Origin of the sequence: Solwaraspora sp. WMMA2080 (genome assembly GCF_027497395.1) — a bacterium.
Taxonomy (GTDB): Bacteria; Actinomycetota; Actinomycetes; order Mycobacteriales; family Micromonosporaceae; genus Micromonospora_E.
On sequence record NZ_CP114910.1, the window covers coordinates 2,519,755 to 2,533,943 of the forward strand.

At 73.4% G+C, this 14,189-nt stretch carries 13 protein-coding genes; 2 read left to right on the top strand and 11 right to left on the bottom strand.

Translation table 11 applies throughout. The annotated features are described in order from the left end of the window. Nucleotide 1: 1 nt before the first annotated feature. The 6 genes from O7543_RS11530 to O7543_RS11555 all read right to left on the bottom strand — a co-directional run bounded on the left by O7543_RS11530 (nucleotide 2) and on the right by O7543_RS11555 (nucleotide 6,710). The gene (locus tag O7543_RS11530) at nucleotides 2-931 is read right to left on the bottom strand and encodes an ABC transporter ATP-binding protein (RefSeq protein ID WP_281553829.1); all 930 of its coding nucleotides are present in this window, start codon (nucleotides 929-931) and stop codon (nucleotides 2-4) included. A 142-nt stretch (nucleotides 932-1,073) separates the two neighbouring features. Further along, entirely contained in the window at nucleotides 1,074-1,262 is a 189-nt protein-coding gene (locus O7543_RS11535; RefSeq protein WP_281553828.1) for a thiazolylpeptide-type bacteriocin, read from the bottom strand. 81 nt (nucleotides 1,263-1,343) lie between these two features. Then, nucleotides 1,344-1,532, bottom strand: coding sequence for a thiazolylpeptide-type bacteriocin (locus O7543_RS11540; RefSeq protein WP_281553827.1), 189 nt, complete (start codon nucleotides 1,530-1,532; stop codon nucleotides 1,344-1,346). 193 nt (nucleotides 1,533-1,725) lie between these two features. Further along, complete coding sequence (locus tag O7543_RS11545) at nucleotides 1,726-2,628, bottom strand: 3-methyladenine DNA glycosylase (RefSeq protein WP_281553826.1); 903 nt, start codon at nucleotides 2,626-2,628, stop codon at nucleotides 1,726-1,728. A 51-nt stretch (nucleotides 2,629-2,679) separates the two neighbouring features. After that, entirely contained in the window at nucleotides 2,680-3,174 is a 495-nt protein-coding gene (locus tag O7543_RS11550; RefSeq protein WP_281553825.1) for a hypothetical protein, read from the bottom strand. Continuing rightward, on the bottom strand, nucleotides 3,171-6,710 hold the full coding sequence (locus O7543_RS11555) for a diguanylate cyclase (RefSeq protein ID WP_348650096.1): 3,540 nt from the start codon (nucleotides 6,708-6,710) through the stop codon (nucleotides 3,171-3,173). The genes O7543_RS11550 and O7543_RS11555 overlap by 4 nt, the downstream gene beginning before the upstream one ends. 218 nt (nucleotides 6,711-6,928) lie before the next feature. Here O7543_RS11555 and O7543_RS11560 point away from each other — a divergent pair, with 218 nt between their 5' ends. Next, on the top strand, nucleotides 6,929-8,476 hold the full coding sequence (locus O7543_RS11560) for a S8 family serine peptidase (protein ID WP_281553824.1): 1,548 nt from the start codon (nucleotides 6,929-6,931) through the stop codon (nucleotides 8,474-8,476). A 34-nt stretch (nucleotides 8,477-8,510) separates the two neighbouring features. Here O7543_RS11560 and arfB read toward each other — a convergent pair whose 3' ends face one another. From arfB to O7543_RS11585, 5 genes are read right to left on the bottom strand one after another with little or no spacing between them, the layout of a single operon-like run. Then, nucleotides 8,511-8,939: an alternative ribosome rescue aminoacyl-tRNA hydrolase ArfB gene (arfB, locus tag O7543_RS11565; RefSeq protein WP_281555491.1), complete on the bottom strand. Its 429-nt coding sequence runs from the start codon at nucleotides 8,937-8,939 to the stop codon at nucleotides 8,511-8,513. A 46-nt stretch (nucleotides 8,940-8,985) separates the two neighbouring features. Continuing rightward, nucleotides 8,986-9,882: a trypsin-like peptidase domain-containing protein gene (locus O7543_RS11570; RefSeq protein ID WP_281553823.1), complete on the bottom strand. Its 897-nt coding sequence runs from the start codon at nucleotides 9,880-9,882 to the stop codon at nucleotides 8,986-8,988. 49 nt (nucleotides 9,883-9,931) lie between these two features. Beyond that, nucleotides 9,932-10,894 (bottom strand): VWA domain-containing protein, encoded by a 963-nt coding sequence (locus O7543_RS11575; RefSeq protein ID WP_281553822.1) that lies wholly within the window; start codon nucleotides 10,892-10,894, stop codon nucleotides 9,932-9,934. Further along, the gene (locus O7543_RS11580; protein ID WP_281553821.1) at nucleotides 10,891-11,898 is read right to left on the bottom strand and encodes a DUF58 domain-containing protein; all 1,008 of its coding nucleotides are present in this window, start codon (nucleotides 11,896-11,898) and stop codon (nucleotides 10,891-10,893) included. Before O7543_RS11580 ends, O7543_RS11575 begins: the two co-directional genes overlap by 4 nt. Further along, complete coding sequence (locus O7543_RS11585) at nucleotides 11,895-12,941, bottom strand: MoxR family ATPase (RefSeq protein WP_348650097.1); 1,047 nt, start codon at nucleotides 12,939-12,941, stop codon at nucleotides 11,895-11,897. The genes O7543_RS11580 and O7543_RS11585 overlap by 4 nt, the downstream gene beginning before the upstream one ends. A gap of 206 nt (nucleotides 12,942-13,147) precedes the next feature. On the opposite strand from O7543_RS11585, the gene O7543_RS11590 reads away from it, so the two are divergent. Then, nucleotides 13,148-14,155, top strand: a complete 1,008-nt coding sequence (locus tag O7543_RS11590) for an endonuclease/exonuclease/phosphatase family protein (protein ID WP_281553820.1) — start codon at nucleotides 13,148-13,150, stop codon at nucleotides 14,153-14,155. Nucleotides 14,156-14,189: the final 34 nt, after the last annotated feature.

Below are 14,189 nucleotides of genomic sequence, written 5' to 3' on the forward strand. Positions count from 1 at the left end.
GTCAGGCCACCTTTTCGGCAACGCGGATCCCGGGCCGGGTGACGCCACCCGGGTCGGTGGACCGGCTGATCGTGCGGATCGCTTCCTCGAGGCCGACCCGTTCGACCCGGATGCCGGTGAACGGCACGTCGGCGCGGACCAGTGCCCGGACGGTGGCGTCCGGGTCGGCGGTGTAGATGTGGGTCCGGTTGCCGACGGTCTCCACCCGGTCGGCGGGGCCGGAGACGGCGATCGGCGGCAGCGCGCCGGTCACTTCGATGTCGACCAGGTGCAACCCGACCTCGGCGACCACCTCGGTAACCGCGCCGGTGCGGGCGATCTGCCCGCCGGTGACCACCACGACCTGTTCGGCGAGGTGTTCGGCCTCGGCCATGTCGTGGGTGGTGAGCAGCACCGCGCTGCCGGCGGCGGCGACGGCGGCGATCGCCGTCCACAGTCCGTCGCGGCTGTCGGCGTCCAGGCCGGTGGTCGGCTCGTCGAGGAAGAGCAGTTCGGGGCGGCCGACCAGGGCGGTGGCCAGGGCGACCCGGCGGCGCTGGCCACCGGAGAGGCTGCCGCACCGTTTGGTCAGGAACGGCCCGAGGCCGAGCTGCTCGACCAGGTCGGCGCGGGGCACCGGGTCCGGGTAGTGGGCGGCGACCAGGGCGAGGGTCTCGGCGACGGTGAGCCGCCAGGGCAACGCGGTGCGCTGCGGGGTGAGGCCGAGTCGGCCCTTGATCCGTACGTCGGCGGGATCCCCGCCGAGCACCTCGACCCGACCCGAGCCGGGGCGGCGCAGACCAGCGAGAATTTCGATCATGGTGGACTTGCCGGCGCCGTTGGGGCCGAGCACGGCGGTGACCCCGGCGGGCACCACGAGGGATACCGCGTCGAGCGCGACCACTTTGCCGTACGTCTTGGTGACACTGTCGAGACGGGCGAAGACTTCCACGAGCACTCCTTGGGCATGTGACGGGCGGAGGGGGCGCACCGCGCCCCCTCCGCTCGATCGAACTGACGTGATTCGCCCGGCCTCGGCTACCGGCAATCCCTGACACTGCCGGTGGTGCCCTCGGTCGGGGCGGTCGCTGGTGTCAGAGCGCGGGCTGCTCGATCTCGGCGCAGGAGGCGCAGCACGAGCTGGCGCCGCAGCAGGAGCTGGAGCTGCAGCTCGACGAGCCGGAGGAGGCACCGGTCTCGGGCAGCGCGGCCGAGTCGCGGATGGAGCTGACCGACAGCTCGTCCAGCTCGAGGTCTTCGACGTCGATGATCTCGTCGGACATGTGATGCACCTTTCGGGAGAGGTTCGCCCCGCACGGTCGGCGAGGACGTCGGTGACCGGCGCCGACGGTGGCGCCGGTGGATCAGGTGACGTAGCAGCAGGAGCAGGAGGCGCGACCGCCGTCACCGGCCGAGGAGGCGCCGGTCTCCGGCAACGCCACCGAGTCCCGCATCGCGGTGACGGTGAGTGGCCCGAGGTCCAGCCCGTCCACGTCGATGTCCAGGTCGTAGTCCTGGGTGGCACCCCAGGACGTCGACAGTTCCGCCAACATCGCGCACCTCCTTGTCGGCCCGGGAGCCGTTCGCTGGGCCGCTCCTTGACTTCCACCTGACGTTCTAGCTTGTTGCTGCGCTTGAGATTAGTTGAACGTCTAGGTCCGGTCAATCATTGGAGCTGACTGAATTAGGGCAGCGCTCAGCAGGTGGCCACGATTGGCGCAGAAAGCTGAGGGTGAGTCGGAAATGTCAGCTCAGCTGATCCGACTGACCAAACCCATCGAATCGGGCGATACACCGCAACAGGCGGTTCCGCAGTACTGCGGCCCGCTCGGCGAAATCCCGCTGCATCGTCGCGTACTCGGCCCGACCTGCCGCGGTCTCGATCCGCACCGGGGGATAGCCCAGCTCCCGCAGGTCGTACGGACTGGCCCGCATGTCCAGGTCCCGGATGTCACGGGCCAACTCGAAGCAGTCCACCACCAACTCGCCGGGCACCAGCGGACTCAACCGAAAGGACCACTTGTACAGATCCATGTTGGCATGCAGGCAGCCCGGTTGTTCGAAGTCGGCCTGGTCGGAGCGCTGCGGGGAAAACAGGTTCAGCGGCCGGGCCGCCGGGGTGAAGAATCGGTACGCGTCGAAATGGCTGCACCGGATCCGCTGGCCGTCGACGAACTCGGCGAGGCCGGCCGGACTCATCCGCAGCGGCCACCGGTGGTGGCGGACCTCGTCGGCGGGCTGCCGGTAGACCATCGCCCACTCATGCAGGCCGAAGCAGCCCAGGTGCGCCGGCCGGGCCGCGGTCCGGGCCAGCAGGTCCCGTACCCAGGTGACGAACTCGCCGCGCCGGGCCAACAGCCCGGCGGTGTCCACGGTGACCGCCACCCCGTCGCCGCTCGGAACCGTCCGGTAGTCCCGGCCCCACCGCGTCGGCTCGGTGTCGGCGAGCCGCACCCCCGCCCCCGGATGCCAGCGACGCAGCTGCGCCGGCCGGTACGCGTAGTAGGTGAACAGGAAGTCGGCGACCGGATGTGGCTCGCCCCGGCGGCGGCGTTCCAGGTGTGCGCCCACCAGCCGGTCGACGCGCTCGGCGTGCGCGTCGCGGCGCCGGGTCCAGGTAACCCGGTCGAGCAGGGTGTCGGTCACCACCCGACCAGCGTAGGCCGACCCAGGTAGGCCGACCCGCCAGGTCCGATCCGGTCAGGCCTCGTCGGCCGGCTCGTCGTCGGCCCGCCCGCCGGACCGCAGCACCGCGTCCGGCCGGCAGAGCACGCTCACCCGGTAGGACAGCCCGAGGTTGGACCAGATCTCACCGCTCAGGGACAGGCAGAGCCCGACACCGGGCTCGCCGTCGGGGTGCTCGAAGAAGTCGACCGTCGGCGCGGCGAGCGCGCCGACCAGCCCCTGGGTCTGCCGGGCGGTGGCGGCCACCTGCACCAGCCCGCCCGTCACCTGAATTTCCACGTCATCCAGGGCATCGACGGCGTACCAGTGGGTGTCCGGCAGGAACAGCTGCGCGTCCACGCTGCGGCGGGTGTAGTCGGGGCCGGCCAGGCCGGTGTCGTCCGCCGGGCGGTCACCGAGCCACGCGGTGCCGGCATAGTCGGTACGCAGCCGCTGCGCCTCGGAACGCCACTCGGTGACCAGGGTGTCGAGACGGGGTTGGGCGGCAAGGTGGACAGCTGCTTCGATCACCCCCGGGACCCTAGCACCGTGGCCGGGTCCCGGGGTCCCTCCGGTGCGCAGTCCAGTGCCTGGTCGACGACCAGGTCCAGCGGGGTGGCCACACCCGTGCACCAGGCGGCGTCGAACGCGTCAGGGGTCAACGCGCGCCGCGCGACGTCAAGGGCGGCGTCCCGCCGCTGCTGCACCGCCACCGGTGCGACCAGACCGAACCGGTAGCGCAACGAGTCGACCGCGGCGAGAATCCGTACCGCCAGGGCCGGGTCGTCGTCGACGGTCACCTCGGCCACCGTCTCCAACGAGGTGGACAGGTCCGCCCGGTCGCCCAGCTCGAACCGCCGTTCCAGGGCGGCGACGAACAACCGCAGTGCGGCCGGCCGGTCCCCGCCGGCCAGCTCGCACTGCCCGAGATGGTGCAGCGCGACCGCCTCGCCGAACAGGTCCCCCAGCCCGGTGGCCAGGTCGTGTGCTTCCCGGGCCACGGCTGCCGCGCCGGCCGGATCCGGCCGGGCCAGCAGGATCTCGGCCAGACAGGTCAGACCGAGCAGCACGCCGCGACTGTTGCCGGCCTCCCGCTCCAGCGCCAGGCACTGGTTGATGTGCCAGTCGGCGTCGGCGATGTCGCCGGTCCGCAGGCAGACCTTGGCGAGGTTGCCGAGCGCGATCGCCATGCCGGGCTTCGCCCCGAGCTCGCGCCACACCTCCAGTCCGTACCGGAAGTGTTCGCCGGCCTCGCCGTAGCGGCCGGCCAGCATCGCCGCGACGCCGAGGATGTTGCGGGCCTGCGCGGCGCCCTCGGCGTCGCCGGCCTGCTCGGTGAGGCGCAGGCACTCCTCGCCGAGCCGGGCGGCGGTGGCGGTGTCGTCCTGGGTGGCGGCCAGCACCGCCGCCGGATAGAGCAGTTGGCGACGGTGCTCCACGGCCAGCCCGGCGGGGGCGGAAAGCAGCCGGTCGAGCCACTGGCGGCCGTCGCGGATCTGGTTGCCGTTGCGCCAGTACCGCCACAGCCCCAGGCACAGCCGGGTCGCGGTGGCCAGGTCGTCGGCGGCGAGCGCGTACTCCAGCGCGGCCCGCAGGTCCGGGTAGTCGTGGTCGATCTCGTCCGCCCAGCGGCTCTGCTCCGGCCCGACCATCCCGGCGGCCGCCCGGTCCGCCAGCCCGGCGCAGTACGCCAGATGGTTGCGCAGTTGCCGGGCCCGCTGCCCGGTGGTGCACAGCTGGCGGGCCCGGGCCTGGATGGTGTTCAGCATCGCGTACCGGCGGGTGCCGGACCGCCTGGTCACCGCCACCACCAGGCTCTTGCGGACCAACGCCTCCAACGCTTCGGCGACCCGGTCGACGGCCGCAGACCCCGCCGTGGCCGCAGACCCCAGCCCGGCGACGGCGGCCACGGCTGCCGCCGTCGGCTCGGCGGTGAAGACGGCGGTCGCGGTGAACACGTCCTGGTGCGCCGGCTCCAGCAGGCCGAAACTCCAGTCGACCGTGCCATGCAGGGTCCGCTGGCGGGCCGGCCGGTCGCGTGGCCCGGGACCGAGCGGATCCAGATGCGGGCCGAGCCGGTCCAGCACCACCGCCGGGCTCAACTGGTCGGTACGCGCGGCGGCCAGTTCGATCGCCAGCGGCAGTCCGTCCAGCCGCCGGCACAGCTCCGCCACCGCCGGCAGCGCGTCAGCGGTCAGCCGGAAATCCGCGTCGGCAGCTCGGGCGAGCTGGTCGAACAGGGCGATCGCCGGATGCTGCGCCACCGCGCGGGCGGCGGCCGACGCCCCGCGCGGCAGGTCGTCGAGGCGGGGCAGCGGCAGCGGCAGCACCCGGTAGACCTGTTCGCCGTAGATCCCCAACGGCTCCCGGCTGGTGGCCAGCACCCGAACGCGCCCGGCGGCGGCCAGCAGCTGGCCCAACGGCGGTCCGGCGGCCAACGCCTGCTCCAGGTTGTCCAGCACCAGCAGCAACTCGGTGTCCGCGGTGTGGTTGACCACCGCGTCCAGCACCGCCTGCCCGGCGCGAACCGGCACGTCCAGCGCGGCGGCGACCGCGGTGAGCACCTCCGTCGCGGTGCGGCAGGCGGCCAGCGCCACGAAGCACACCCCGTCGTCGAACCGGGCCGCGAGACCGGCGGCCACCGACAGCGACAGCCGGGTCTTGCCGATCCCGCCGGCGCCGACGAGCGTGACCAGCCGGCTGGTCGCCAGCAGCGCGTCGATCCGGGCGACGTCGCGGTCCCGGCCGACCAGCGGGGTCAGCGGGGCCGGCAGCCGCACCCGCCGCCGTGGCCGGCCGAGCAGGTCCGGGCTCAACGTCCAGCCGCCGGTGCCGGAACCGACCAGGCCACGGCGGGCACGTACCCGGTCGAGTTCCCGGTCGGCGGCGGCCGGCAGCCCGCCGGTCTGCCGGACGAACCAGTTCACCAGGGTCCGGCTGGGCTCGCCGCGCAGCGCGGTCCGCAACCAGATCCGAGTCGTCGCCGGCGACCACGGGGCGAGCTCGATCTGCTCCAGCTCTGGCAGGTGCACACCGGACGGACCGACACCGGGCAGCGGTCCGGGACCGGTCACCGAGACCGGCTCGCCGGCACCGGCGGGCCCGGCCGGGCCGGCCGTCTCGGTGCTGGCCTGCACCAGCCCGAGCACGGCGGGCAGCAGCCGCGGACGGGACCAGACCCGCAGCAGGTGTGGGACCCGGTCGACGGCGGCGAGGTCGGCGATCAGCACCACCTGGTTGGCGAAGACCGGCAGCGGCAGCGGCTCCGGTTCGGGCGGCACCGTGACCACGGCGAACCCGCGCAACGCGGCCAGCCGGGCGGTCTCGACGAGGAAACGGGTGTGCCCGGCACCCCGCTGCCCGTGCACCCGGGCCGCGCCGCGGCCGGTCACCTGCAGCCGGGTCAGGAACTCGTGGGTACGGCGCAGCGCCTCGTCGCGCTCCCACAGCCGGGAGCCGCTCCCGTCGGTGATCTCCACGTCATCGGCGACGGCGCTGTCCCGCCCTCGCCGTTTGGCGAGATAGTTGCGCCGGTCAGCGTGGTCCAGCAGGTGTTCGGCGGTGGTGCCGTCCGCAGGTGCGCTCGCCACCCCGAGGCTGACCGTCAGGTGCAGCGGCGGGTCTCCGGAAAACTCGGTACTGCGGATCCGTTCGGTCAGCCGCAGGGCGAGCCGGACCGCCTCGGTGCGGTCGGTCTGCGGTAGCACCACGACGAATTCGTCGCCGCCGTAGCGGAACAGCACGTCCTGCGGCCGGCAGGTGGCGCGTACCCGCTCGGCGAGCTGGCGCAGCACCCGGTCACCGCGTAGGTGGCCGTAGACGTCGTTGACCGTCTTGAAGAAGTCGACATCGAACAGGAACACCCCGCAGGGATGCCCCGCCCGACCCAACTGGCGTCTGAGGAATGGATCAAGGGACGCGCGCGGACGGGCTCCCGTGACCGGATCGGTCGCCGCCACGTCGTACTTCTCACCGCCCTCGTCACCACCGGCGTGCCGGTCACCGGACCCGCCTGCCGCGACCTGGTGGGCCGACGGGCGTGTCGGCGTGGTTAACGGTGCCTCCACTACGGCACCACCGAATTGGATGCTATCCGTCGGTCACCGGGCATGGGAGTCCACCGGCCCGACGCACGTCCTGCACGATAGGGGGATGTTCGTTCTCAGCCGAGAGGTTTCTGCTACGTAACATGTCCACCGTGGTACCGGGAACGCGTCCTTATCGGATCGACTCTCCGGTAGCCATGATCTTGTTATTCGCCAGGAGGATCGCACCGGTGCCGACGATGAGCGCTGTACACCAACGGCGCGGATACCGAAAACAAATCGCTGCACTGTCGACGGTCGTGGTGCTCGCCGCCGCCGTGGCCGGCGGGTCGGCGACGCGGCCGGACGACGTGCCCGCGACGCGGCCGGGCACCGCACCGGCCGGGGACTTCGCCAGCCTGTGGAACGGCTCCCCCGGCATCGGCCAGGGCACCTCACTGGCCGACGTCCGGAGCATCGTCGGCGCGGACACCCCGGCGACGGCGGCACTGGACGGCACCGGGATCGGCATCGCGATGATCGACACCGGGGTGGTACCGGTCCCCGGCCTGCCGGCGAACCGGCTGGTCAACGGCCCGGACCTGTCCTTCGAGTCGCAGGCGACAAATCTGCGCTGGCTCGACACCTACGGACACGGCACCCACCTCGCCGGTGTACTGATCGGCGACGATCCGACCAGCGGCGCACGCGGGCTGGCACCGAAGGCGAAACTGACCTCGGTCAAGGTCGGTACGGCCAACGGCGCGGTCGACGTCTCACAGGTCATCGCGGCGGTCGACTGGGTCGTCACCAACCGCGACCACGACCCCACCCATCCGATCCGGGTACTGAACCTGGCGTACGGCTCCGCCGGCAACCCAGCCTTCTGGACCGATCCGCTGCACTTCGCCGTCGAACAGGCGTGGCACGCCGGGATCGTGGTCGTGGCGGCCGCCGGCAACGACGGCAACGGGTTCGGCCGGCTGGACAATCCAGCGACCAACCCGTACGTCGTCACGGTCGGCGCCAGTCTGACCAAGGGCACGCTGACCACCGCCGACGACGAACTCGCGCCGTTCACCAACCTCGCCACCGCCGGCCGGCAACTGGATCTGCTGGCTCCCGGCGAATCGGTGCTGTCGCTGCGTAACCCGGGCTCCAACGTCGACAACCACTACCCCGGTGCCCGGGTCGGCAGCACCCTGTTCCGGGGCACCGGCACCTCGCAGGCGGTCGCGGTCACCTCGGCCGTCGCCGCGCTGCTGCTCCAAGCCAAGCCGTGGCTGACCCCGGACGAGGTCAAGCAGGTGCTGGTGGAGAGCGGCACCTTCCTGCCCACCGGCGGGGGCGCGAACCTCGGTCTGCGCAGCATCAACCTGCAGACGGCGCTGACCTACACCCCGGTGTGGCAGCCGCAGCAGTGGACAAGGTCCGACGGACACGGCCCGATCGACGCGTCCCGGGGCACCAGCCGGGTGGCCCGCAACAACGTGACGCTGCAGGGCGAGCAGAGCATCTTCGGCCCGTTCAGCAGCCCGGCCTGGGCCAGCCAGTCCGCGGCCCGGACCGCCTGGTCCGGCGGCGTCTGGCTGGGCCACCGGATGGCCGCGGACGGCTGGACCGGCACCTCCTGGGCCAGTCGCACCTGGGGCGGCGCGGCCTGGACCTCGCCGTCCTGGGACGGCTCTGGGTCCTGGGTGGACCCCGCCTGGTCGAGCCACTTCTGGTCCACCGGATCGTGGACGCCGGGCGACTGGGGCTCGCACTTCTGGTCCACCGACAGCTGGGCCAACGCCTGCTGGTGCTGACCGGGCCGAATAGCTGACCAGGCCGCGTACCGGGTCAGTCAGGATCGCCGCGGCGCAGACGCTTCGTCTGCGCCCGGCGTTTCTTGTCGCTGATCCGCCGTTCCTTCGCCGCCCGGGACGGCCGGGTCGGCCGCCGCGGCGGCGCCGGCGGCGCGATCGCCTCCCGCAGCAGCGCGGACAACCGGTCCCGGGCCGCGGCCCGGTTCGCCAACTGGTTGCGGTGCTCGCTGGCGGTGACCGTCAACACCCCGCCGACCAACCGACTGGCCAGCCGCTGCACCGCCCGCTGGCGCAGCCACGACGGCAGCGCGGTCGAGCCGGCGACGTCGAACGACAGCTCGACCCGCGAGTCCGCCGTGTTGACACCCTGGCCGCCGGGTCCGGACGAACGGGAGAACCGCTCGGTCAACTCGCCCGCCGGGATCACCACCGAGTCGGTGACCCGCATCTCGCCTGCCGCCATCATCCGACAGTACCGCCGCCCTCGGCGCCGACCACCTGGGCGGTGGTCAGCCGCCCCGCCGGATGATCTCGTCGGCCGTCTGCTCGGCCCGGTGGATCGGGATGGCGAAGCCGATGCCGATCGACCCGACACCCTCCAACGTGGCGATGGCGGTGTTCACCCCGATCACCTCGCCGTCGACGTTGACCAGCGGCCCGCCCGAGTTGCCGGGATTGATCGACGCGTCGGTCTGCACCGCGGTCTGCCGCCCGCCGTTGCCGAGCATCACCTCACGGTCCAGGGCGCTGACAATCCCGGCGGTGACCGTGCCGGACAGGCCGAGCGGGGAGCCGACCGCCAGGACCGACTCTCCGACCTGGGTGGCGCCGGGCTGGGCCAGGGCCAGCGGACGAAGACCGGCGGACGACGGCACCCGCAGCACCGCGATGTCGCTGTCCGGGTCCCGGCCGACCACCTCGGCGACGAGCCGCCTACCGTCCTGGGCGACGACGCTGACCTGGTGGCCGTTGAGCGGAGTCCCCGGTTCGCTGTCGCCGTCCAGGATGTGGTCGTTGGTGATGATGTGATGCTGGTCGTCGATCGCGAAGCCGGACCCGCCGGATATCATGCTGCCCCGCTCGACCTGGACCGACACCACACCGGGCAGCACCTTGGCCGCCGCCGCCACCAGGTCCGGCGACACCCCGGGGGTGGCCGACGGCGACGGCAGCGCCGCCGGCTGTCCCGCGTCGCCGCCCCGGCCGGCGACCACCGCGCCGGCCAGCCCGCCGGACGCCGCCGACAGGGTGAGCACCGCGGCGACGGTCAGCAGCCGGCGGCGCCACCGTCGCGGCGGGGTCGGTGCCGGCGGTACGGCGGAGCCGTCCAGCCCCGGCCAGCGGTCCGCGTCCGGCGAGACGAACCACGGGCCACGCGGCTCGCCCAGCCCGGTGGGCACAGTCATCGGCTCCTCCTCAGGTCCAGGTCGGGTCTCGCGGGGGGGGTGACGCGGGTCAGGGCAGCCGGGAGAACCACAACAGCGAGGTCCCGGCGGCAGCCACGGCGAGCAGCAGACCGAATCCGATGAACCGGGCCGACACGTCGGCCAGCTCCAGCCGGTAGCCGACCGAGGTGCCGATGTCGGCGTACACGGCACTCAACTGGCTGCTGCTGGCCGCCTCGTGGTAGGCACCGCCGGTCAACTCGGCCACCGCTTCGAGGTTCTCGCCGTCCACCGGCACCCGCAGCGGCCGGCCGCCGCCGTAGTCGATGTAGCCGGCGGCGGTCCCGACCGAGATGGTGTCGATCGGGATCCCGGCCTCCACCGCCTCGGCCGCCGCCGATTCCGGCGACCGCCCGGACGTGTTCGCCCCGTCGGACAGCAGCACGATCCGCGCCGGTGGGATCTCCTCGGCGGCCTGCGCGTCCAGCGACCGGATCGCCTCCAGCGACGTCTTGATCGCCTCGCCGATGGCGGTGCCCTGGGCCCCGGTGATCCCTTCGGCGAGCCGGTCGATGCCGGCTCCCAGCGCCTCCCGGTCGGTACCCGGCCCGACCAGCACCGAGGCGTTGCCGGCGAACGCCACCAGGCCGACGTTGAACTGCGCCGGCAGATCGCCGACGAACTCGTGCGCCGACCGTTTCGCCGCGCCGAGCCGATCCGGCCGTACGTCGTTGGCCAGCATCGAGGTGGACACGTCCACCGCGACCATCACCGTGGCTCGTTCCCGGGGCACCCGGACCTCGTCCATCGGCCGGGCGAACCCGGCCACCAGCAACGCCAGCATCGCCAGGAACAGGCCGGCCGGCAGGTGCCGACGCCAGGCCGGACGCTGCGGCGCCACCCGGTCCAGCAGCCGCAGGTTGGTGAACCGAACCGCGTACCGGGCACCGCGCCGCTGCATCAGCAGATAGCCGCCGGCCAGCGCGGCAACCGCGGCGAGCAGCCACAGCCGCTCCGGGGACTGCCACGTCATCGGTCTCCTCCTGCCGGTACCGGGGCGGGGCGGGCCGGCGGGCAGCCGGCCAGTTGCCGTTGGCGGTGCACGTGCCGGACTATGTCGGCCACCCAGTCCCGGTCGGTACGCAGCGCCAGATGGGCCGCGCCGGACCGGCGGATCGCCCCGGCCACCTGGCCACGCTGCTCGGCGGCGGCCTCGGCGTACCGTCGCCGCAGGTCCCGGCTGGCGGTGCTGATCTCCCGCCGACGGCCGGTCTCCGGGTCCTCGACGGTGATCACCCCGACGTCGGGCAGGTCGAGTTCCCGGGGGTCGGTGACCTCGATCGCCAGCACCTGGTGCCCGGCGGCGAGCCGGCGCAGCGGCCGTTCCCAGTCCGGCCGGTCGGCCGGGTCGTCCGGCAGTCCGTCGAGGAAGTCGGAGACCACCACCGCCAGCCCGCGCCGGGTGGCCGCCCGCCGGAGCCCGTCGATCCCGTCGGCCAGCGGCGGCGGCGCGTCCCGGCCGGACCGGTCGGCCGGTACGCGGGGCGCCGCGAGCAGCGCACGGAGCAGGTGCAGCAGATGGTCCCGGCCGGTGCGGGCCGGGAACCGGCGGATGCCGCCCGCCCCGATCAGCTGCGCCCCGACCGCGTTGCCGGTGCCGGCGGTCAGGAAGCCGACCGCGGCGACCGCCGCCACCGCCAGTTCCCGCTTCTCCAGCTCACCGGTGCCGAAGTCCATGCTGGCCGTCCCGTCGACCAGCAGCCAGCAGGTCAGCTCCCGGTCGGCGTCGACCTCGCGGACGTGCGGCACGGTGGTCCGGGCGGTGACCGCCCAGTCCATCCGGCGTACCTCGTCCTCGCCGGGCCGGTACTCCCGGCTGCCGGCGGGTTCGCTGCCGGCGCCGGGCAGCAGACCCAGGTGCTGCCCGTGCAGCAGGCCGTCCAGCCGCCGGGTCACGGTCAGCTCCAGCCGGCGCAGCGGGTCCGGTGGGGTCAGCTCCGGCAGGGTGGCCGGGCCGGGCGGGCAGTCGCCAGTCACGCGACGGCCGCCAGTCCGGGTCGCTGGTCGTGGGCCGGCGCGATCCGCGGCGGCGGGACCACCTGGATCAGCCGGCGGACGATCGACCCGGCGTCGACGCCGTCCGCGACCGCGTCGAAGGAGAGCACCAGCCGGTGGGCGAGCACGTCGGTGGCGAGTTCCCGGACGTCCTCGGGCAGCACGTAGTCGCGGCCGCGCAGCAGTGCCAGGCCCCGGGCGGCGGCGACCAGACCGAGGGTGGCGCGCGGGCTGGCACCGTACGCCAGCAGCCCGGTCAGCTCCGGCAGCCCGAACAGTTGCGGGCGGCGGGTGGCCAGCACCAGCCGGACGATGTACTCGGCGAGCGCGTGGTGGACGAACACCTCCCGGGCCTGCTGCTGCATCGCGCACAGGGTGGCCGCGTCCAGCACCTGGCGGGGCTGCGGGCGGTCCACCCCCATCCGGTAGAGGATGCCGAGCTCCTCCTCGTCGGTCGGGTAGTCGACCACGACCTTCATCAGGAACCGGTCCCGTTGCGCCTCCGGAAGCTGGTAGACGCCTTCGGACTCGATCGGGTTCTGGGTGGCCAGTACCAGGAACGGGTCCGGCACCGGGTAGCTGCGGCCGCCGATCGAGACCTGCCGCTCGGCCATCGCCTCGAGCAGCGCCGACTGCACCTTGGCCGGCGCCCGGTTGATCTCGTCGGCGAGCACCAGGTTGGCCATCACCGGCCCGAGTTCGACGTCGAACGACTCGGTCGACGCCCGGTAGATCCGGGTGCCGACGATGTCGGAGGGCACCAGGTCGGGGGTGAACTGGATCCGGGAGAAGCTGCCGCCGACGGCGACCGCGAGGGTCTGCGCCGCGAGGGTCTTGGCGATCCCCGGTACGCCCTCCAGCAGGCAGTGTCCGTTGGCGAGCAACGCGGTGAGTAGCCGCTCGACCAGCCTGTCCTGCCCGACGATCACCCGTTTGACCTCGAACAGCGTCTGCTCCAGTGCGGCCGCGGCCGGAGCGGCGTCGGCTGGCTGTTCCGTACTGACTTGTGGCTCGGTCGTCGTCATCGCACCGTCCTTGACGCTGGTCGCCAATCGCCGGTCGGCCCCGACGGTGCGGGGCCACTGCGGCGCCGGCGCAGGGGTGCCCCGGATCGGGCCGTTCTAACGCCGGGATCCGTCGCCGACCGGGTGATTGACCGGCCGGGGTGGTAGGACCGACACCGAACCGGGGTGGCAGGTCCGACGCCGGTCACACCGGATACCGTTCCGGCGTGACCGCGCCACAGACCAGTTCCACCCCGCAGCCCCCGGCCAGCACCAGGCGCCGCCCGGCCGGTTGGCTGGTGTGGCCGGTGGTGCTGCCGGGGCTGCTCTGGGCGGTGCTGCGGCTGGCCGGCTGGGAGTCCGGCCCGCTGGTGCAGCTGCTCGCGTTCACCCCGTACGTGGCGGCCTGGACGGTTGTCCCGCTGGCGGTGGCGGTCTGGTCCCGGCGGTGGTGGGCCAGCGGTGCCGCGCTGCTGGCGGTGGTGTCGTTGGCCGTCGCGGTGCTGCCCCGGGCGGTGCCGGACGGCGGCCGGACCGCGACCGCCGCCGACGGGGTCACGGTCCGGGTCGCCACGGCCAACCTGCTGGCCGGGGCGGCGGACCTGACGGTGCTGATGGAGTTGCTGCGCCGGGAGCGGGTGGACGTGCTGGCGATGCAGGAGTTCACTCCGGCGGCCGAGGCCGAGCTGGACCGGCTCGGCGTCGGCGACCTGTTGCCGTACCGCCGGGCCGATCCGGAGGTGGGGACCACCGGGTCGGCGGTCTACGCGCGCTGGCCGGTCACCGACGACGGGGTGCGGCGCAACGTGGGCGGCTTCGCCCAGTCGTACGGCACGGTCCGCCCGCCGGGCAGCGGGCCGGTACGGGTCGAGTCGGCGCACCCGATGGCGCCGTTCGCGCTGCACACCCTGTCGTCGTGGCGGGCCGACCTGGCCGGACAGCCCCGCCCCGACCCGCAGGGCCCGCCGCGAATCCTGGCCGGCGACTTCAACGCCACCCTGGACCACGCGGCGCTGCGCCGGCTGATCGCGGCAGGCTACGTCGACGCCGCCGACGCGACCGGCGACGGGCTGGTCGGCACCTGGGGGCCGTACAGCGGTAGCCCGATCCCGCCGGTGACGCTGGACCGGGTGCTGGTGGACGACCGGATCGGGGTGCGGTCGGTGACCGTGCACCGGGTGCCCGGCAGCGACCACCGGATGGTCGTCGCCGGGCTGGTGCTGCCGGCCGCTTGACCTGGACCGCCCGCCCGGGGCCAGGGCAGGTCAC

Coding starts and splice junctions, on each gene's coding strand:
- O7543_RS11535 (WP_281553828.1), bottom strand. CDS start 1,262: ATGTCCGACGAGATCATCGACGTCGAAGACCTCGAGCTGGACGAGCTG.
- O7543_RS11540 (WP_281553827.1), bottom strand. CDS start 1,532: ATGTTGGCGGAACTGTCGACGTCCTGGGGTGCCACCCAGGACTACGAC.
- O7543_RS11560 (WP_281553824.1), top strand. CDS start 6,929: ATGAGCGCTGTACACCAACGGCGCGGATACCGAAAACAAATCGCTGCA.
- arfB (WP_281555491.1), bottom strand. CDS start 8,939: ATGGCGGCAGGCGAGATGCGGGTCACCGACTCGGTGGTGATCCCGGCG.
- O7543_RS11570 (WP_281553823.1), bottom strand. CDS start 9,882: ATGACTGTGCCCACCGGGCTGGGCGAGCCGCGTGGCCCGTGGTTCGTC.
- O7543_RS11575 (WP_281553822.1), bottom strand. CDS start 10,894: ATGACGTGGCAGTCCCCGGAGCGGCTGTGGCTGCTCGCCGCGGTTGCC.
- O7543_RS11585 (WP_348650097.1), bottom strand. CDS start 12,941: ATGACGACGACCGAGCCACAAGTCAGTACGGAACAGCCAGCCGACGCC.